The organism is Rhizobium sp. CG5, assembly GCF_023701945.1.
In the GTDB taxonomy this organism is placed as follows: Bacteria; Pseudomonadota; Alphaproteobacteria; order Rhizobiales; family Rhizobiaceae; genus Allorhizobium.
On record NZ_JABAEF010000002.1, the window covers coordinates 503,559 to 522,517 of the forward strand.

Consider the following 18,959-nt stretch of genomic DNA (forward strand, 5'->3'; position numbering starts at 1 on the left):
TAATATTTCACGCCCATCCTTCATCCATGAGGAATTGATTTATTTTAGGATTTATGGATGGGCCCCGCTGAATCGACAGTGCCGCCAGCCAGCCAGAATGAGCTGCAGGCGATGGCCTATACCGATCAGCTCACCGGACTTGGCAATCGTTATCGCCTGCGCGACAAGATCCGCTCGCTGGCCGCAGAACGCGCCAGCGACCCCGCGCCGTTTACGGTGGCTTTGGCCAATCTCGATGGCTTCAAGCCGATCAACGACCTGTTCGGCACCATGGCCGGCGACGAAATCCTCTGCCAGGTCGCCCATCGGCTGAAGGCCTGCATGCCCGATGGCGCCACCGTCACACGCCACGACGGCGACGAATTCGCCATTATCCTGCCGCTGATCTTCGAGCGGGTCGGCGCCGAGCGCATCGGCCAGATGATCAAGGATGTCCTGTCGGCGCCTTATGATCTCGGCGACCGCAATGTGCGCCTGTCGGCCTCGCTGGGTTTCTCGATCTATCCGTTTGCCGGCGCCGATTTCGATGAACTGATGAAGAGCGCGGAAACGGCGCTCTATCGCTCCAAGCGTCGCGGCCGCGGCCAGATCACCGTCTACTCCCGCGAGATCGCCCAGGAGATGAAACGCGCCACCCAGATCGAGCAGGCGCTGCGCAATGCCATCATCGCCGACGCGGTCGATGTGCATTTCCAGCCGATCGTGCAACTGCAGGATGGCCGGGTTGTCGGTTTCGAGGCGCTCGCCCGCTGGGTCGATCCCGATCTCGGATCGGTGTCACCGGCGGTCTTCGTGCCGCTGGCCGAAGAGCGCGGCTTCATCGACACCCTGTCCGAAACGCTGTTGCGCAAGGCCGCCGAAGCGACGCTCGCCTGGCCGCGCGAGCTGTTCCTGTCCTTCAACCTGTCCTCGGCCCAGTTGATGGATCCCTCCACCACGGCCAATATCCTGGCGATCCTCAACGGCGTTGGCTTCGATCCTCGCCGGCTGGAGCTGGAAATCACCGAAACCGCCGTGATGACCTCGGCCGAAACGGCCTCGCGCATCATCTCGGAGCTGCGCGCCGCCGGCGTGCGGATCTCGCTCGATGATTTCGGCACCGGACAATCGAGCCTTGGCCGCCTGCGCGATTTCGCCTTCGACAAGGTCAAGATCGACCGCGCCTTCGTCTCCGCGATCACCAAGGATCGCGCCTCCGAGCATATCATCAAGGCAATCGTCACCTTGTGCGATGGTCTGGAACTGGAAGTCGTCGCCGAAGGCATAGAGACCGCCGCCGAGGCCGAAAAGCTGAAAGCGCTCGGCTGCGGCATGGGCCAGGGCTATTTTTACGGCAAGCCGGTCGATGCGGCAGCGACGCTGCGCTACCTCGCCAACCACTACCACGAATTCGCCGTGGTCGACCGGGCCAGCGCCTGATCCTTTGACCTGCCTGCGTCCTGAACGCCACATTCGGAGCAGAAAAAACGACGCGGACCGGACAGGCTTCGCCGCCTCTGGATATAGCCATAAGCCTGGACCTGCCCGATGATGCTCTTTTTGAACGGCGCACCCTGACCGGTCATGGGTTGCCTGAAAAGGAATTGCCATGGACCTGTCACGCGACCCCCTTCTCCAGCCGTTTCAGCTCAAGCACCTGACGCTCAAGAACCGCATCATGTCGACGGCCCACGAGCCGGCCTATTCGGATGGCGGCATGCCGACGGATCGCTACCGGCTCTATCACGTCGAAAAGGCCAAAGGCGGCATAGCGCTGACCATGACGGCGGGGTCGGCGATCGTCTCAAACGACAGCCCGGCCGCCTTCGGCAATCTGCACGCCTACAAGGACGAGATCGTGCCCTGGCTGAAGAAGCTGGCCGATGACTGTCACGAGCACGGCGCGGCCGTGATGATCCAGCTCACCCATCTCGGCCGGCGCACCAATTGGAACAAGGGCGACTGGCTGCCGGTTCTGTCGCCCTCGGCGATCCGCGAGCCGGCCCACCGGCATTTTCCGAAAGAGATCGAGGACTGGGACATCGAGCGCATCGTCGGCGATTATGCCAGCGCTGCCCAACGCATGCAGGCGGCCGGCCTCGATGGCATCGAGTTCGAAGCCTATGGCCATCTGATGGACGGTTTCTGGTCGCCGGCCACCAACCGTCGTGACGACGCATTCGGCGGCAGTCTCGACAATCGCATGCGCTTTTCGACCCTGGTCATCGACGCCGTGCGCAAGGCCGTTGGCCCCGATTTCATCGTCGGCATCCGCATGGTGGCGGACGAGGACTGGGACAAGGGCCTGTCGAAGCAAGAGGGTGTCGAGATCGCCCGGCGGCTGGCAGCCTCGGGCGATATCGATTTCCTCAACATCATCCGCGGCCATATCGAACATGATGCGGCGCTCAACAACGTCATCCCGATCCAGGGCATGGCCGCCTCGCCGCATCTCGATTTTGCCGGTGAGGTGAGGGCCGCCACGAAATTTCCGGTCTTCCATGCCGCCCGCATCGCCGATGTCGCCACGGCCCGCCACGCCATTGCCGAGGGCAAGCTCGACATGGTCGGCATGACCCGCGCCCATATTGCCGATCCGCATATCGTCGCGAAGATCATTGCCGGCCGCGAGGCGGAGATCCGCCCCTGCGTCGGCGCCACCTACTGTCTCGACCGTATCTACGAGGGCGGCGAGGCGCTCTGTATCCACAATGCGGCCACCAGCCGCGAGGCGCTCATCCCGCATATCATTGCCAGGGCGGACAAGCCCCGCAAGGCGGTGGTCGTCGGTGCCGGTCCGGCCGGGCTCGAGGCGGCCCGTGTGCTGGCGGAGCGCGGCCATGGGGTCGAGGTGCTGGAGGCGACGGGGGAGGCGGGCGGCCAGATCAATCTGCTGATCCGCAATCCGCGCCGCCGGGAAATGATCGGCATCGTCGACTGGCGGCTGGCCGAGCTGGAGCGTCTGGGCGTGACGATCCGCTACAACACCTATGCCGGCACAGAGGATATCCTCGCCGAAAATCCCGATCTGGTGGTGATCGCCACCGGCGGCATTGCCCAGTCGCCGGAACTGGAGGCCGGCGAGGAGCTTTTGACCTCAAGCTGGGATATCCTGGCCGGAGCGGTCAAGCCGGAAGGCCCGGCGCTGCTGTTCGACGACAATGGCGGCCATCCGGGCATGAGTGCGGCGGAAGCGATGGCCAAAGCCGGCGTGGAGCTGGAACTGGTCTCGCCCGAACGGTTCTTCGCGCCGGAAATGGGCGGCATGAACCATGTGCCCTATGCAAAGGTCTTTGCCGAACACAATGTCCGCGTCACGATCAACACACGGTTGCTCGCCGTGCGGCGCGAGGGCAATGGCCTGGTGGCAACGCTTGGATCGGATTTTTCCGCTAAGATGCGTGTCGAGCGGCGGGTCGCGCAGGTCGTGGTCGAGCATGGCACGCTTGCCAATGACGATCTCTATCGCGAGCTGAAGCCGCTGTCGCGCAATCTGGGGGCCGTGGACTACAAGGCGCTGATCGCCCGCCGGCAACCCTTGGTCGTCAGGAACGACGGCGCGACATTCGACCTGCTGCGGATTGGCGACGCCGTGGAAAGCCGCAATATCCATGCCGGCATCTACGATGCGCTGCGCCTGTGCGTGCTGTTATGAGAGAGGCGTCAAACGAACGAAGGCGGCGCCGAAGCGCCGCCCTGTTTGAAACGTTGGCACGTTTCCCGTTCCAGGTTACTTGGTAACCGTCGACGAGGTGGTGGTGCCATCGGTTGGTGTCGTCATCGTGCTGGATGCGTCGGCCTGGTCGTCCAGAGTCTTGAATTCAGGCGCGGCCTTCAGCGTCTCGGCCGTTTCCATGGTCGTCAGCTTGATGTCGTTGCCATCAGCTTCGCGGGTCACGGTCAGCTTGGACATTGGAACGGCGACGTTCTTTTCGCCGATGCCGATAAAGCCGCCGACGCCGACGACGGCTGCGACAATGCCGCCCTGTTCTTCGATGATCAGGTCGTTGATGTCACCGATGCTCTCGTTGGCCGAGTTCAGGACCGGCTGGCCGATGAAGTCATTGGCGCTGACCTGCGTGGTGCTCTGTTCGGTCAGGTAGGTGTCGTTCATCGCACCCGTCGTGGCAGCCGGTGCCATGGTATCGGTCGATGGCGTGACGCCCGTTGCTGCCGGAGCTTCCGTGGTCGGAGCGGCCGGGGTGGTGGCGTCCTGAGCATAAGCAAAGGGAGCGATGGCAGTGGAGCCGAGCAGAATGGCTGCTGCGAAAGTGGTAATGGTCTTGTTCATCTCGAACCTACCTTTCAAGGGTGATTGGCGTTGCGAAATGACGCGACTGGCAATGGATCTGTAAGGAGCCTGCAGCGTCGGTTCGAGAGGAAAATGCCTGGGGCGCGCATTCGTTCCGAAAAAAGCGCGCAATATATTTTTGCGCGCAGATGGAACATTCTGGCCCTGTTTCTGTGTTTGGCGCTTTTATGGCTGGCAAAAAAGCCGCTAAATCCGAAATTTCGGGTCGAATTTACCTTTGACGGAGATCCCCAGATCGAACACGTGGCCGCCCAGAGGATCGGCCGCAAGGCCCGCCGCATTGAGGTTTTCCGTGGCCGAGGTGACCAGCATCCGCCCGGCGTCGCGCCCGATAAAGGCCGGGCAGGTGGTCTGCCGGGCCGGCACGAGATAGCGCGCCAGATGCTGTCCCGCCGCATCATAGCGATCGACGGCGCCGACGCCCCAGCGGGCATTCCAGATTGTGCCCTCGGCATCGCAAACCGATCCGTCGAAGCCGCCGTCCTCGCCCGTTCCGTCGATCAGAACACTGGGCGCCCCGATCGGCAGACCCTTGGCGGGGTCGAGAGCCACCTGCATCAGTTTGTTGACGCGGGTATCGGTAAAATAGCCGACCGTGCCGTCCGGCGAGAAGCAGATCGAGTTGGGAATGGAAATCTCGCCGTAGAGCTTCGTCACCGTCGTTCCGGCGACGTGATAGATCGAGCCGGCGCCCGTGGCGGCCGTCTTGCCCATCGTGCCGATCCACAAGGCGCCGCTTTGGTGAACCCGTCCATCGTTCGAACGGTTGTCCGGCCGGTCCGGCTCCAGGGTCGCATGCAGCGTCAGTTCGCCGCTTGCGGTATCGCGCAGATAGAGCCCCTGGTCGCTGGCCAGCAGCTGGCGGCGATCGTCGATAAAGGCCAGCACGCTGGCCATGACCGGTAGCGGATGAACGGTGGTTCGGCCGCTGGTGAGATGGTGTTCGGTCAGGGTCTTGCCCAGGATGTCCAACCACCAGGCGGTGTCCGTGCCGGCATCGTAGGTCGGGCCTTCGGCGAGGTCATGCCGTGTGTCGAGGAGGACGTGTCCTGAAAATGCCGATGTCGAACTCATGCCTGCGAACCTCCATGTCATGCCGATTGCAAGTTCGTGCCATATCGGCATGATAACACGCAAGCGATTACCCCAAATTCGACAATGGTCGCTGGACGGTCGGCGAATTCTCCGTCTATTGTCTACCTCTATCAAGAGGTTGGCTCGCTCCCGACTCATGTCGTTATACCCGGCAAGTGCAAAAGCTGATATTTTGAGTATGAAATAGTCTGAGCAATATACAAAACTGAATTTTTCAATATCAAACCGATTTTGCAAGCGATCTTTTAAGTAGTGCATTGCAGATCGTGCCAGCTTTGGAAAGCGAATCTGGCCGTCTATCTGTTTTATGGCAAAATATATAGTCAAAGCGCTTTGAATGGTTGTTTTGGCGAGATTCATAGTCGGCGGCGCGGTTGGGAACTTCCGCACAAGGTAAGGCAATTGAAACGTGCGTGAAGATCTGGGGAAAGCGTCAATGTCGACTGATGAGAATGCCGTTACGGTGGCGTCGGTGGGAGACTTTATCACCGAGATAAACGGCTTCAAGACGCAGTTCGATGTCTTCCGGCTGATGAAGCGGCTGACGGAAGCCTTCGGGTCCAGGGCCTTCATGGTGATGAACCTGCCATCGGCGACCTCGCTCAACCTGTCGAGCAATTCCATCATCACCAACTGGCCGGCCGAACTGCTGGCCGAATACGACCAGATCCCGTTGTTTTCCAGCAGTCCCGTCATCTCAAGGCTGCGCAATTCGACGGCGCCCTTCCGCTTCGATATCGAGGTCATCGCAAAGGAACGCGATGCGAGCACGATGGAAACCGCCAGGGGCCTGTTCAAACGTTTCAGGATGTCGCACGGCGCCTATTTCCCGGTGCACGATGCCTCGGGCACGCGCGGAGCCGTTTCCTTTTCCGGAGATCGCGCGCCGTTCACGCTGCTGGAGATGATGGAACTGACCTATATCTCGACGCATATCTACAACCGCCTGGCGGAAATCCGCGACCTCGACACCCGCGCCACCGATACGCTGACCGAGCGCGAGATCGATTGTCTCAACTGGACCGCAGCCGGCAAGACCAGCGTCGAGATCGCCGAGATTCTCGGGCTGTCCGAGCACACGATCAACCACTATCTCAACCGCGCCACCAAGAAGCTGGATACGGTCAATCGCACCCAGGCGGTCGCCAAGGCGCTGCGGCTCGGATTGATCAAGTAGCGCAGCCGCGGACCTGCCGTCTGTCTGAAATTGACGGCAGCGGACCGCAACTTGGCCGTTGCGTGGCCAGAGCATTTCGGCCATGAATGCGCCATGGCGAGCCCCGATCTGACAATCCTGGTGATCGATGAAAATGCTCTGCGCGCGTCGATCATCGAGGCGGGCCTGCATGCTGCTGGCCATCTGAACGTCACCATCATCCGCGATGTCCTGGGCGTTGCCCGGCAGATCGAGCGGCTGGCGCCCGATGTCATCGTCATTTCTCTGGAAAACCCCAACCGCGACATGCTGGAAAGCATGTTCCAGCTGTCGCGCACGGTGAAGCGGCCGATCGCCATGTTCGTCGATCGCTCCGATCAGGGCATGATCGAGGCGGCCGTCGAGGCCGGCGTGTCGGCCTATGTGGTGGACGGCCTGCGCCAGGAACGGGTCAAGCCGATCCTCGACATGGCGATCAGCCGCTTCAATGCCTATTCCCGCATGGCCCGCGAACTGGACGAGGCCCGCACCGAACTCGAAAACCGCAAGCTGATCGAGCGGGCCAAGGGCATCCTGATGAAATCCAAGAGGATCGATGAGGACGAAGCCTACAGGCTGCTGCGCTCCACCGCCATGAAACAGAACCGCAAGATCGCCGAAATCGCCCAGAGCCTTGTTCTGGCCGCCGGCCTGCTGGAGGATTGACGCCCATGCCGGACCGGATGGACATCACCCTGGGCTTCATGCCGCTGTTCGACAGCGCCGTCGTCGTCACCGCGGCGGAAAAGGGCTTTGCCAGCGACGAGGGGCTGGATCTGAAGCTGGTCCGCGAAACCTCCTGGGCCAATATCCGCGACCGCATTGCCGTCGGCCATTTCCAGGCCGCCCATATGCTGGCGCCCATGCCGATCGCCGCCAATCTCGGCCTGTCGCCTATGTCGACGCCGCTGATCACGCCGATGGCGCTGAACCTCGGCGGCAATGCCATCACGGTCTCGACAGCACTCTACGAGGCCATGCTGGGCGAGGGGCTGGTGGCCGATCTGGAGCCGCGCGGTGCTGGTGCCGCATTGAAGGCCGTGGTCGAAGCGCGCAAGCGCCTCGGCCTGCCCATGCTGCGTTTTGCCGTGGTGCATTTCCATTCGGGCCACAATTACGAACTGCGCTATTGGCTGGCCGCCTGCGGCATCTCGCCCGATCACGACGTCGAGATCGCCGCCGTGCCGCCGCCGCTGATGCCGGACGCGCTGATGATGGACCGCATCGACGGCTATTGCGTCGGCGAGCCCTGGAACACCGTCTCCGTCGATCGCAACATCGGCCGCATCGTCACCGTCAAGGCCAAGATCTGGCGCAACAGCCCGGAAAAGGTTCTGGGCGTGTCGAAAGCATGGGCCGATGCCAATCGCCCGGCGCTTGATGCCCTGCTCAGAGCCTGCTACCGTGCGGCGCAATGGTGCGGCAATCCGGAAAACATCGAGGAACTGGCCGGCATCATGGCGGCGCGGCAATATCTGGGTGTCGAGGGCCGGCTGCTGCTGCCCGAGCTGACCGGCCGCATCTTCGTCGCGCCTGACGTGACCGTCGAGGTCGAGGATTTTCTCGTGCTCGACCGCAAGGCCGCCAATTTCCCCTGGCAGAGCCACGCCCTGTGGTTCTACAGCCAGATGGTGCGCTGGGGTCATTGCAGCCATTCGCCCCACAATGCGCTGATCGCCCGCGATTCCTATCGCCCCGATCTCTACCGCCAGGCCCTGAAGCCGATTTTCGCCGCCATGCCCGGCGCCAATCTCAAGGTCGAAGGCGCGCTCGCCGCGCCGCAATATATCGGCGCCACTGTCGGCCGGCTGATGCTGGGTCCTGACGGCTTTTTCGACGGCCGGATTTTCGATCCGGACCGGCTTGACGATTATATTGCCAGCCAGGCGATCGCCTAAGACATGCACAACTTTGCGCCCGCAATATAGGCACTGCACAATTGCTGTGCGTCGGCGGTGCGGTCTTGACTGCACAAAGAATAATCAAAACGCTTAACATATTGAAAATATATGATAATAAAAACTATTGCCATCTTGGCACGATTTATGCATGTTAAGAGCCAAGTCCAGAGGGGACTACCAAACAAGACGCGTCCAACGAAGGGCGCTCAAGGCAAAGCCGCCAAACTGATATCCAAAGCCTTATGGCTTGGAATTAGTTTGGCGGCTTTTTTCGTTTTTCTCCTCGGACATCTGGCCACATGGACGACCGCTCAAGAGCCGTCCTTCTGAAGGAGAACCGAGCATGAAGCCGATTTCGATTGCCGCCACCGAGTGTCTGGCCACCCGCCGCGAGTTCCTGCGCAAGTCGGTGGCAACTGCCGCCGTCATCACCGCCGCCCGCACGCTGCTGCCGTCCGGCGCCTATGCGGCGGTGGCCGCCCCTGAGGTCACCGGCGCCAAGCTCGGCTATATCGCGCTGACCGATGCCGCGCCCCTGGTGATTGCCGCCGAAAAGGGCCTGTTTGCCAAACATGGCATGCCGGATGTCGAAGTGCTGAAGCAGGCCTCCTGGGGCGCGACGCGCGACAATCTCGTGCTCGGCGGTGCTGCGAACGGCATTGACGGCGCCCATATCCTGTCGCCGATGCCGTATCTGATGCACATCGGCAAGGTGACGCAGAACAACGTTCCCGTGCCGATGGCCATGCTGGCGCGCCTCAATTACGACAGCCAGGCGATTTCGGTCGCCAAGGAATATGCCGCCACCGGCGTCGGCCTTGATTCCTCCAAGCTGAAGGAGGCCTTTGCCGCCAAGAAGGCTGCGGGCGCGGAAGTCAAGGTTGCCGTGACCTTCCCGGGCGGCACCCATGATCTGTGGATGCGCTACTGGCTGGCCGCCGGCGGCATCGACCCCGACAAGGACGTCTCGACCATCGTCGTGCCGCCGCCGCAGATGGTGGCCAATATGAAGGTCGGCAACATGGACGCCTTCTGCGTCGGCGAGCCGTGGAACGAGCAGCTGGTCAACCAGGGCATCGGCTTCACCGCCTGCACGACAGGCGAGATCTGGAAAGGCCATCCGGAAAAGGCGCTCGGCATGCGCGCCGATTGGGTCGAGAAGAACCCCAATGCCGTAAAGGCCATCCTGATGGCCGTGATGGAGGCCCAGATGTGGTGCGACAGCATGGACAACAAGGAAGAGATGGCCGCCATCCTCGGCAAGCGCCAGTGGTTCAACGTGCCGCCGAAGGATGTCGTCGGCCGCCTGAAGGGCGACATCAACTACGGCAATGGCCGCGTCGAGACGGCCACCGGCCTTGAGATGAAGTTCTGGGCCGACGGCGTCTCCTACCCCTACCAGAGCCACGACAGCTGGTTCATCGCTGAAAACATCCGCTGGGGCAAGTTTGCGCCGGACACCGACATTAAGGCGCTGGTCAAAGAGGTCAACCGCGAAGACCTGTGGCGCCAGGCCGCCGCCGACCTCGGCGTCGCCGCTGCCGACATCCCGGCCTCCAAGTCGCGTGGGACAGAAACCTTCTTCGACGGCAAGGTTTTCGACCCGGAAAACCCGTCGGCCTATCTCGACAGCCTGACCATCAAGGCGGCGTCGTAAGGGGCAAATCCCGAGCCCGGCAGCAATCCACCTCCCCCTTGAGGGGGGAGGTCGCGCGGAACGCGCGGGTGGGGGTGACTACCGCGAACGCTTAAGGCCGGAGCCGTCACCCCACCCCGGACCTGCGGTCCGACCCTCCCCCTCAAGGGGAGGGTGGCACCACCAACGAACGACCGGAACCAAAAAAGGACAAAACCATGCCCGCAACAGCACGTACGCAGACAGCCGCCGTCGCGCCAATGCCGACATCAAAAGGCCAGGTGGTGCGCATGGCGACCCGTCCGGTCGCCAGATATGACGCCCGCAAGATTGCCGCCGCCATCGCCCGCAATGTCCTGCCGCCGCTCGTCGTGCTGGCGGCCCTGCTCGGCATCTGGCAGCTGACCTGTTCGCAAGCCGGCTCCAGCCTGCCGCCGCCAAGCCAGGTGTGGATCGACAGCTACGACCTGATCGCCTTCCCGTTCTTCAATTACGGCTCGCAGGATATCGGCCTTGCCTGGCGCGTGCTGATCTCGCTGGAACGCGTTGCCTATGGCTTCGGCCTTGCCGCCGTCTGCGGCGTGCTGATGGGCGCCGTCATCGGCCAGTCGGTCTGGGCCATGCGCGGTCTCGATCCGATCTTCCAGATCCTGCGCACCGTGCCGCCGCTCGCCTGGCTGCCTCTGTCGCTGGCCGCCTTCCAGAATTCCAATCCTTCCGCGATCTTCGTGATCTTCATCACCTCGATCTGGCCGGTGATCATCAACACCGCCGTCGGCGTGCGCAATATCCCGCAGGATTACCGCAACGTCGCCCAGGTGCTGCGGCTCAACCAGGTCGAGTTCTTCTGGAAGATCATGCTGCCCTCGGCCGCCCCCTACATCTTCACCGGCCTCCGCATCGGCATCGGCCTGTCGTGGCTCGCCATCGTTGCCGCCGAAATGCTGACCGGCGGCGTCGGCATCGGCTTCTTCATCTGGGATGCGTGGAACTCCTCGCGGCTCTCCGACATCATCGTCGCTCTCGCCTATATCGGCATCGTCGGCTTTGCCCTCGACAAGCTGGTGGCCGCGGTCGGCAGTTTCATCACCCGCGGCACTGCGGCCAATTAAGGAGCGCGACATGACCGCCTATCTCAAGCTCGATCATATCGACAAGCATTTCGACCGGGCAGGCGTGCGCGCCGAAGTCCTCAAAGATATCAACCTGACCATCGACAAGGGCGAATTCGTCTCGATCATCGGCCATTCCGGCTGCGGCAAGTCGACCTTGCTCAACCTGATCGCCGGCCTCACAAAGGTCTCCGCCGGCGCGGTGCTGCTGGAGGACCGGGAAGTCAACGCGCCGGGGCCGGAGCGCGCCGTGGTGTTCCAGAACCATTCGCTGCTGCCCTGGCTCACCGTCTATGAAAACGTCAATCTCGGCGTCTCCAAGGTGTTCGGTTCCACCAAGACCAAGGCCGAGCGCCACGACTGGGTGATGCGCAATCTCGATCTGGTGCAGATGGGCCATGCGAAAGACAAGCGCCCGGCGGAAATCTCCGGCGGCATGAAGCAGCGCGTCGGCATCGCCCGCGCGCTCGCCATGGAGCCAAAAATCCTGCTGCTCGATGAGCCCTTTGGCGCGCTCGATGCCCTGACCCGCGCCCATCTGCAGGATGCGGTGATGGAAATCCATGCGCGCCTCGGCAACACGATGATCATGATCACCCATGATGTCGACGAAGCCGTGCTCCTGTCCGACCGCATCGTGATGATGACCAACGGCCCGGCCGCGAAAATCGGCGAAGTGCTCGACGTGCCGATACCGCGTCCCCGCGACCGCATCGCGCTGGCGTCTGACCGCACCTATCTCAAATCCCGCGAAGCCGTGTTGAAGTTCCTCTACGAACGTCACCGCTTCGTCGAAGCCGCGGAGTAACACGGATGGTCGAAAAACTCGTCATCATCGGCAATGGCATGGCCCCCGGCCGCATGCTGGAAGAGCTGTTCGAGCGGGCGCCAGGCCTGTTCGAGGTCACGATCTTCAACGCCGAACCGCGCGTCAATTACGACCGCATCATGCTCTCGCCGGTGCTGTCTGGCGAGAAGTCCTATGACGACATCGTCATCCACAATGACGACTGGTACGCGACCCACGGCGTCACCCTGCACAAGGGAGCAAAGGTTACCGGCATCGACCGTGCCGCCAAGACCGTCACCTCCGCCAATGGCATCACGGTACCTTACGACCGGCTGGTGATCGCCACGGGCTCGCTGCCCTTCATCATTCCCGTGCCCGGCCATCAATTGCCCGGCGTGCTCGCCTACCGCGATCTCGACGATGTCGAGAACATGCTGAAGATTGCTCAGGGCAAGGGCCGCGCCATCGTCATCGGCGCCGGACTTCTGGGCCTGGAAGCCGCCTATGGCCTGAAGCGCCAGGGCATGGAGGTCACCGTCATCCACCTCATGCCGACCATCATGGAGCGCCAGCTCGATCCGGCCGCCGCCTATCTCCTGGAAAAGGCGCTGACCGAACGCGGCATCGAGATCATCACCAAGGCCAATACCAAGGCGATCCTCGGAACCGGCAAGGTCGAGGGCATCGAGCTGGAGGACGGCCGGCAGATTTCCGCCGACATGGTGGTCATGGCAGTCGGCATCCGCCCGGCCTCGAGCCTTGCCAAGGAGGCCGGCATTGCGGTCAACCGCGGCATCGTCGTCGACGATGGCATGATGACCTCCGACCCCAGCATCTTCGCGCTCGGCGAATGCGCCGAGCATCGCGGCACCTGCTACGGCCTGGTGGCGCCGCTCTATGAAGCGGCCCGCGTTCTCGCCGACCGGCTGACCGGCGGCCAGGCCGAGTATCACGGCTCGGTGGTCAATACCAAGCTCAAGGTCACCGGCATCAACCTGTTTTCGGCCGGCGATTTTGCCGAAGGCGAGGGCCGCGAGGAAATCGTCCTGCGCGACGCCACGGCAGGCGTCTACAAGCGGCTGATCCTGAAGGAAAATCGTATCATCGGCGCGGTGCTCTATGGCGAGACCGCGGATGGCTCGTGGTTCTTCGACCTGATGAAGCGGGGAACCGATGTCGCGGCCATGCGCGACACGCTTATTTTCGGTCAGGCCTATCAGGGGGGCAGCCCGCTGGACCCTATGGCGGCCGTTGCAGCCTTGCCGGATGATGCGGAAATCTGCGGCTGCAACGGCGTCTGCAAGGGCAAGATCGTCACCACCATCACCGCCAAAGGCCTGACCTCGCTTGACGATGTCCGCGCCCACACAAAAGCCTCCGCCTCCTGCGGCTCCTGCACCGGCCTGGTCGAACAGCTGATGACCATCACGCTCGGCGATGCCTACAATCCCGCCGCCGTCCAGCCGATGTGTGGCTGCACCCATCTCGGCCACGACGACGTCCGCCGCCTGATCAAGGCCAAGGAGTTGAAAACCATTCCGGCGGTCCTGCAGGAACTGGAATGGACAACCTCCTGCGGCTGCGCCAAATGCCGCCCGGCGCTCAACTATTACCTCGTCTGCGACTGGCCGAACGAATATGCTGACGACTACCAGTCGCGCTATATCAACGAGCGGGTGCACGCCAATATCCAGAAGGACGGCACCTATTCGGTGGTGCCGCGCATGTGGGGCGGCGTGACCAATGCGGCCGAGCTGCGGGCGATTGCCGATGTCGTCGACAAGTTCGAGATCCCGATGGTCAAGGTCACCGGCGGCCAGCGCATCGACCTGCTCGGCATCGAGAAGGAAGACCTGCCCGCCGTCTGGGCCGATCTCGGCAAGGCCGGCTTCGTCTCAGGACAAGCCTATGCCAAGGGCCTTAGAACCGTAAAGACCTGCGTCGGTTCCGACTGGTGCCGCTTCGGCACCCAGGATTCGACCGGTCTGGGCATTCGCATCGAAAGATTCATGTGGGGTTCCTGGACGCCGGCCAAGCTGAAGCTGGCCGTCTCCGGCTGTCCGCGCAACTGCGCCGAGGCCACTTGCAAGGATATCGGCGTGATCTGCGTGGATAGCGGTTTCGAGATCCATTTTGCAGGCGCCGCCGGCCTCGACATCAAGGGCACGGAAGTGCTGGGCCTGGTGAAAACGCCGGACGAAGCGCTGGAATACATCGTCGCGCTCACCCAGATGTACCGCGAGCAGGCCCGTTATCTCGAGCGCATCTACAAATGGGCCAAGCGCGTCGGCCTGGACGAGATCCGCCGCCAGATCATGGGCGATGCCGAGAAGCGTCAGGCCTATTACGAGCGCTTCGTTTTCTCCCAGAAATTTGCCCAGGTCGATCCCTGGTCCGAGCGCGTCTCCGGCAAGGACAAGCACGAGTTCAAGCCCATGGCCACCGTCGGATACTCGGCGGCGGCGGAGTAGTCACCTCCCCCTTGAGGGGGGAGGTCGCGCGGAACGCGCGGGTGGGGGTGATCTTGGGGTGCGCCGCCATCACCCCACCCCGGACCTGCGGTCCGACCCTCCCCCTCAAGGGGAGGGTGACCATCCCGCAAGGCTTTCGAAAAAAGGAAACGAACCCATGAACTGGATCGCAATCGGCCATATCGACGACATCCCGCTGCGCGGTGCGCGCTGCGTCAAGACGCCGGAGGGCAAGGTGGCGGTGTTTCGCACCGCCGACAACGCCGTCTTCGCCATCGAGGACCATTGCCCCCACAAGGGCGGACCGCTCTCCCAAGGTATCGTCCACGGCGCCTCGGTCACCTGTCCGCTGCACAACTGGGTGATTTCGCTCGAAACCGGCAAGGCCCTCGGCGCCGACGAGGGTGCTGTGCGCACCATCCCGGTTCGCAACGAGGGCGGCATGCTGTCGATTGCACTCGAAAGCCTGATGATGGCGGCGGAGTAGGGGAATGGTTAGCGCGGCGATCGGCTCCACCCCCCTCTGGCCTGCCGGCCATCTCCCCCTCAAGGGGGGAGATCGGCAAGAGCCGCAGCCATCGCGGCGCGTTGGCAAATCATGGAGGCGCACCGGATGCATGAAGCGGCGCCACGATTCGATCTCCCCCCTTGAGGGGGAGATGCCTGGCAAGGCAGAGGGGGGTAACCCGCGCGACTACCCCAGCGCCTCGATCTCCTTGCGCGCGCAGCTCGCCAGAAAGGCCGAGCGCGTCAGGCCGCGGCGTGCGGCCTCGGCGTCGATCGCCTTCAGCGTGCCGGCCTCGAAGGTCACATTGGCGCGCACCACCCGGCTGTCATCCTCGATCAACGGAATACGCACGAAAAACGCTCCGGCAGAGAGTTCGTCGCGGATGTCAGCTCTGGCAGCCAGCGCTTCGATAGGAGAGGGCGGCGGCAGGGCCTCGTCTTCCGCCCACAGGCGCAGTGCCTCGATCGCGTTGCCGATCAGGTCCTGCTCTTCGTCCGCCGCCGAGAACACACCTGGCAGGTCCGGAAAGCTGACGCCGAAGGCGCTGCCTTCATCCTTGTGCACGAGGGCGATGTAATGGCGCATGGGGCGTTGTCCTATTCAATCCAGCCGGCCTGCTTGGCGATCGCCCGGGCGGTTCCCAGTGGCAGATCCTTCTTCGGATGCGGAACGATCACCGTCCGGCCATCCTTGCGCAGCTTGTGGTGCGATCCGCTGACGGACACCAGTTCGAAGCCGTCCTCTTTGAGCCGCTGGAGAATTTTCCGGCTATCACGTTCGATCAAAGTCCTCTCCAGTGCGCATTTATATACGCATCACAGTGAAGCATTGCAAGCTGGAACGAAAGGCGTGATCCGGGCGGCGCCAGGATCTCCCAACAGATTGGCACGCGGAAAACACCATGGCCACTGACACCAAAACCACCTGTCCCTATTGCGGTGTCGGCTGTGGCGTGATCGCCAGCGTCGGTGATGCGGGCACCGTGTCCGTCCGGGGCGACCCGGATCATCCGGCGAATTTCGGACGGCTCTGTTCCAAGGGATCGGCGCTGGCCGAGACGATCGATCTTGAGGGGCGCGTGCTGACCCCGGAAATTGCCGGAAAGCCGGCCGGCTGGGACGAGGCGCTGGATCTGGTTGCCGCCCGCTTTGGCGAAACCATTGCCGAGCATGGGCCGGATTCGGTCGCCTTCTATGTCTCGGGACAATTGCTCACCGAGGACTATTACGTCGCCAACAAGCTGATGAAAGGCTTTATCGGCTCGGCCAATATCGATACCAATTCGCGCCTCTGCATGGCCTCCTCGGTCGCCGGCCATCGCCGCGCCTTCGGGTCTGACACGGTGCCGGGCTGTTACGAGGATCTGGAGCTGGCCGATCTGATCGTGCTGACCGGTTCCAATCTCGCCTGGTGCCATCCGGTGCTTTATCAGCGCATTGCCGCCGCAAAAGTGGCGCGGCCTGCGATGAAGATCGTCGTCATCGATCCGCGCCGCACCATGACCTGCGATATCGCCGACCTGCACCTGGCCATTGCTGCCGATGGCGATGTCGCCCTGTTCAATGGTCTGCTGGCCCATCTGGCAGGGAGCCCGGCGCTCGACCAGTCTTATATCGCCGCCCATACTCAGGGCTTTGCCGATGCCTTCGCGGCAGCGTCGCAGACCATGGCCGAGCTGATCGAGGCGACCGGCCTGCCGGCCATGCAGATCCGCCAGTTCTTCCAGCTGTTCGAGACGACCGAAAGGGTGGTGACCTGCTACAGCCAGGGCGTCAACCAATCGTCGGGCGGCTCCGACAAGGTCAATGCCATCATCAATTGCCACCTGGCAACGGGGCGCATCGGCCGTCCCGGTATGGGACCGTTCTCGCTGACCGGCCAGCCCAATGCCATGGGCGGCCGCGAGACCGGCGGGCTCGCCAATATGCTGGCCGCCCATATGGCTCTCGAAAACCCCGAGCACCGCGAACGCGTTAAGCGCTTCTGGCAGTCGCCGGTGATCGCCGACAGGCCGGGGCTGAAGGCCGTCGAGATGTTCCAGGCCGTCGCCGATGGCCGCATCAAGGCGCTGTGGATCATGTCCACCAATCCGGTGGTCTCGATGCCGGATGCCGATGCCGTGAAGGCAGCCATCGCGGCCTGCCCCTTCGTCGTCGTTTCCGACATCATGCGCGACACGGATACGACGCGGCTCGCCCATGTGCTGCTGCCGGCCACCGGCTGGGGCGAGAAGGACGGCACGGTGACCAATTCCGAGCGCCGCATCTCCCGCCAGCGCGCATTCCTGCCCGCGCCCGGCGAGGCCCGACCGGACTGGTGGCAATTGGCCGAGGTCGGCCGCCGTTTGGGCTTTGCCGAGGCTTTTTCCTATGCAGCCCCCGCCGAGATTTTTGCCGAACACGCCGCCCTTTCGGGTTTCGAAAATGACGGCAGCCGCGATTTCGATATCGGCGCCCATGGGGCGATCGATGCCGCCGGCTTTGCGGCACTCACTCCTTTTCAGTGGCCGCAGCCGTCCGGTGTCGAACCGCAGGACACGCGTTTCTTCGCCGATGGCCGCTTCTATCATGCCGATGGCAAGGCGCGCTTCGTGGCGGTCGACGCGGCGGTGCCGCTGCGCGTCACCGAAACCCATCCGCTGGTGCTCAACACCGGCCGGGTGCGCGATCATTGGCATACGCTGACCCGCACCGGCAAAAGCGCCCGCCTGTCCGGCCATCTGGCCGAGCCGTTTGCCGAAATCCATCCGGACGATGCCAGCCGTCTCGGGATCCGCGATGCTGACCTGGTCGAAATCGATAGCCCGACCGGAAGCGTCATCGTGCGGGCCCTGCTCACTCCGCGCCAGGCGAGGGGTGGTCTGTTCGTGCCGATGCACTGGACCGACGCATTCGCCGCCCGCGCCCGGATCGACACGCTGGTGCCGTCGCTCACCGATCCGGTCTCCGGCCAGCCGGCCTTGAAACATGTCGCGGTCAGCGCCAGGCGGTTTGCCGCAGCGTCCTATGGCTTTGCCGTCAGCACCGTGAAGCCGCAAAACCTCGATACGCCCTATTGGGCGCTGGCCAAAGCCAATGGCGGCTGGCGGGTCGAGCTGGCCTTCGAGACGCCGCTGGACGACCTCGAAGCCTGGTGCCGCATCCATTTCGCCCTGCCGGCTGAGGCCGAGAGCCTCGGTTATAGCGACCGCATGAGCGGCGATGCCCGTATCGCCTTCTTCCTCGGCGAGCAGCTGCTGCTGGCTTTGTTCGTCGCCAGCCAGCCGGTGGCGGTGTCGCGCAACTGGGCGATCGGGCAATTATCTGAGCCCCATGCCGACAGCCGCACCCGCTTTGCTGTGGTCGCCGGCCGTCCGGGTGCCGGCCGCGCCGATCCGGGCGCCACCGTCTGCTCGTGCTTTTCCGTTGGCGTCAACCAGATCGTCTCCGCCGTTCGCGCCGGTTGCGGCACGGTCGAGGCGATCGGCGCCACTCTGTCTGCCGGAACCAATTGCGGCTCCTGCCGCGCCGAAATCAGGGGGATCATCGATGGATGCCAAGTCGCTGCTGCTGAGTGAACAAGCTCGCAATTCCGCCCCAGCCCGCCACGCCCCGGCCCGCATGGCACCGCTCGCCAAGCTGCCGGTCTTCTGGTCGCTGGCCGGCAAACGCGTCATCGTCGCCGGCGGCTCGGACGGTGCTGCCTGGAAAGCCGAACTGCTGGCGGCCTGCGGGGCTGAGGTGCATGTCTATTGCACGGCGGACGAGGTGTCGGAGGTCATGCGGGGGGTGATCGGGGAACGTGTGGATGCAGGCACACCCCCCTCTGTCCTGCCGGACATCTCCCCCTCAAGGGCAGGGCTATCGCATATGGCCGAGAGCGGTGATGAGATAGTCGTCGTTCCAGGCGCATTTCTTGATGCGATGGCTGATCGGAATCTTTGGGCCGTCGATGCTCTGGAGGATGTTTCGAGCGATCCGG

At 63.1% G+C, this 18,959-nt stretch carries 16 protein-coding genes; 12 read left to right on the plus strand and 4 right to left on the minus strand.

Going from position 1 to position 18,959, the window contains the following annotated elements:
* Positions 1-57: 57 nt before the first annotated feature.
* Entirely contained in the window at positions 58-1,419 is a 1,362-nt protein-coding gene (locus tag HGO38_RS05795) for a putative bifunctional diguanylate cyclase/phosphodiesterase (RefSeq protein WP_250954957.1), read from the plus strand.
* Between the two features lie 169 nt (positions 1,420-1,588).
* Positions 1,589-3,634: an oxidoreductase gene (locus HGO38_RS05800; RefSeq protein WP_284739324.1), complete on the plus strand. Its 2,046-nt coding sequence runs from the start codon at positions 1,589-1,591 to the stop codon at positions 3,632-3,634.
* A 75-nt stretch (positions 3,635-3,709) separates the two neighbouring features.
* Here HGO38_RS05800 and HGO38_RS05805 read toward each other — a convergent pair whose 3' ends face one another.
* Both HGO38_RS05805 and HGO38_RS05810 read right to left on the minus strand, forming a co-directional pair.
* Positions 3,710-4,270 (minus strand): PRC-barrel domain-containing protein, encoded by a 561-nt coding sequence (locus tag HGO38_RS05805; RefSeq protein WP_250954958.1) that lies wholly within the window; start codon positions 4,268-4,270, stop codon positions 3,710-3,712.
* 207 nt (positions 4,271-4,477) lie between these two features.
* Positions 4,478-5,365 carry an SMP-30/gluconolactonase/LRE family protein gene (locus HGO38_RS05810; RefSeq protein WP_250954959.1) on the minus strand — a complete coding sequence of 296 codons (888 nt, stop codon included), beginning with the start codon at positions 5,363-5,365 and terminating at the stop codon, positions 4,478-4,480.
* 457 nt (positions 5,366-5,822) lie between these two features.
* Between HGO38_RS05810 and HGO38_RS05815 the strand changes: the two genes are divergently transcribed.
* The 8 genes from HGO38_RS05815 (at position 5,823) to nirD (ending at position 14,978) form a co-directional block, all read left to right on the plus strand.
* A complete protein-coding gene (locus tag HGO38_RS05815; RefSeq protein ID WP_250954960.1) occupies positions 5,823-6,563 on the plus strand; it encodes a helix-turn-helix transcriptional regulator in 741 nt (246 codons plus the stop codon).
* A 93-nt stretch (positions 6,564-6,656) separates the two neighbouring features.
* On the plus strand, positions 6,657-7,247 hold the full coding sequence (locus HGO38_RS05820) for an ANTAR domain-containing response regulator (protein ID WP_250954961.1): 591 nt from the start codon (positions 6,657-6,659) through the stop codon (positions 7,245-7,247).
* 5 nt (positions 7,248-7,252) lie between these two features.
* Positions 7,253-8,479, plus strand: a complete 1,227-nt coding sequence (locus tag HGO38_RS05825) for a CmpA/NrtA family ABC transporter substrate-binding protein (RefSeq protein WP_250954962.1) — start codon at positions 7,253-7,255, stop codon at positions 8,477-8,479.
* Between the two features lie 346 nt (positions 8,480-8,825).
* Positions 8,826-10,139 (plus strand): CmpA/NrtA family ABC transporter substrate-binding protein, encoded by a 1,314-nt coding sequence (locus HGO38_RS05830; RefSeq protein ID WP_250954963.1) that lies wholly within the window; start codon positions 8,826-8,828, stop codon positions 10,137-10,139.
* Positions 10,140-10,336: 197 nt separating this feature from the next.
* On the plus strand, positions 10,337-11,230 hold the full coding sequence (gene ntrB / locus HGO38_RS05835) for a nitrate ABC transporter permease (RefSeq protein ID WP_250954964.1): 894 nt from the start codon (positions 10,337-10,339) through the stop codon (positions 11,228-11,230).
* A gap of 10 nt (positions 11,231-11,240) precedes the next feature.
* Positions 11,241-12,038, plus strand: coding sequence for an ABC transporter ATP-binding protein (locus HGO38_RS05840; protein ID WP_250954965.1), 798 nt, complete (start codon positions 11,241-11,243; stop codon positions 12,036-12,038).
* A gap of 5 nt (positions 12,039-12,043) precedes the next feature.
* Positions 12,044-14,491 (plus strand): nitrite reductase large subunit NirB, encoded by a 2,448-nt coding sequence (gene nirB / locus HGO38_RS05845; protein WP_250954966.1) that lies wholly within the window; start codon positions 12,044-12,046, stop codon positions 14,489-14,491.
* A gap of 157 nt (positions 14,492-14,648) precedes the next feature.
* Entirely contained in the window at positions 14,649-14,978 is a 330-nt protein-coding gene (nirD, locus tag HGO38_RS05850) for a nitrite reductase small subunit NirD (RefSeq protein ID WP_250954967.1), read from the plus strand.
* Between the two features lie 207 nt (positions 14,979-15,185).
* On the opposite strand, the gene HGO38_RS05855 is transcribed toward nirD, so the two are convergent.
* Positions 15,186-15,584, minus strand: coding sequence for a type II toxin-antitoxin system HicB family antitoxin (locus tag HGO38_RS05855; protein ID WP_250954968.1), 399 nt, complete (start codon positions 15,582-15,584; stop codon positions 15,186-15,188).
* Between the two features lie 11 nt (positions 15,585-15,595).
* On the minus strand, positions 15,596-15,781 hold the full coding sequence (locus HGO38_RS05860; RefSeq protein WP_250955005.1) for a type II toxin-antitoxin system HicA family toxin: 186 nt from the start codon (positions 15,779-15,781) through the stop codon (positions 15,596-15,598).
* Between the two features lie 119 nt (positions 15,782-15,900).
* Between HGO38_RS05860 and HGO38_RS05865 the strand changes: the two genes are divergently transcribed.
* Both HGO38_RS05865 and HGO38_RS05870 read left to right on the plus strand, forming a co-directional pair.
* A complete protein-coding gene (locus HGO38_RS05865; protein WP_250954969.1) occupies positions 15,901-18,555 on the plus strand; it encodes a nitrate reductase in 2,655 nt (884 codons plus the stop codon).
* On the plus strand, positions 18,527-18,959 hold a 433-nt coding region (locus HGO38_RS05870), incomplete at its 3' end, for an NAD(P)-dependent oxidoreductase (protein ID WP_284739326.1). The genes HGO38_RS05865 and HGO38_RS05870, both read left to right, overlap by 29 nt.

Excerpts from the sequence above, each read along its gene's own strand:
- HGO38_RS05805 (WP_250954958.1), bottom strand. The coding sequence starts at position 4,270 with ATGAACAAGACCATTACCACTTTCGCAGCAGCCATTCTGCTCGGCTCC.
- HGO38_RS05855 (WP_250954968.1), bottom strand. The coding sequence starts at position 15,584 with ATGCGCCATTACATCGCCCTCGTGCACAAGGATGAAGGCAGCGCCTTC.
- HGO38_RS05830 (WP_250954963.1), top strand. The coding sequence starts at position 8,826 with ATGAAGCCGATTTCGATTGCCGCCACCGAGTGTCTGGCCACCCGCCGC.
- HGO38_RS05825 (WP_250954962.1), top strand. The coding sequence starts at position 7,253 with ATGCCGGACCGGATGGACATCACCCTGGGCTTCATGCCGCTGTTCGAC.
- HGO38_RS05840 (WP_250954965.1), top strand. The coding sequence starts at position 11,241 with ATGACCGCCTATCTCAAGCTCGATCATATCGACAAGCATTTCGACCGG.
- HGO38_RS05820 (WP_250954961.1), top strand. The coding sequence starts at position 6,657 with ATGGCGAGCCCCGATCTGACAATCCTGGTGATCGATGAAAATGCTCTG.
- HGO38_RS05795 (WP_250954957.1), top strand. The coding sequence starts at position 58 with ATGGGCCCCGCTGAATCGACAGTGCCGCCAGCCAGCCAGAATGAGCTG.
- nirD (WP_250954967.1), top strand. The coding sequence starts at position 14,649 with ATGAACTGGATCGCAATCGGCCATATCGACGACATCCCGCTGCGCGGT.
- HGO38_RS05865 (WP_250954969.1), top strand. The coding sequence starts at position 15,901 with ATGGCCACTGACACCAAAACCACCTGTCCCTATTGCGGTGTCGGCTGT.
- nirB (WP_250954966.1), top strand. The coding sequence starts at position 12,044 with ATGGTCGAAAAACTCGTCATCATCGGCAATGGCATGGCCCCCGGCCGC.
- ntrB (WP_250954964.1), top strand. The coding sequence starts at position 10,337 with ATGCCCGCAACAGCACGTACGCAGACAGCCGCCGTCGCGCCAATGCCG.
- HGO38_RS05800 (WP_284739324.1), top strand. The coding sequence starts at position 1,589 with ATGGACCTGTCACGCGACCCCCTTCTCCAGCCGTTTCAGCTCAAGCAC.
- HGO38_RS05815 (WP_250954960.1), top strand. The coding sequence starts at position 5,823 with ATGTCGACTGATGAGAATGCCGTTACGGTGGCGTCGGTGGGAGACTTT.
- HGO38_RS05810 (WP_250954959.1), bottom strand. The coding sequence starts at position 5,365 with ATGAGTTCGACATCGGCATTTTCAGGACACGTCCTCCTCGACACACGG.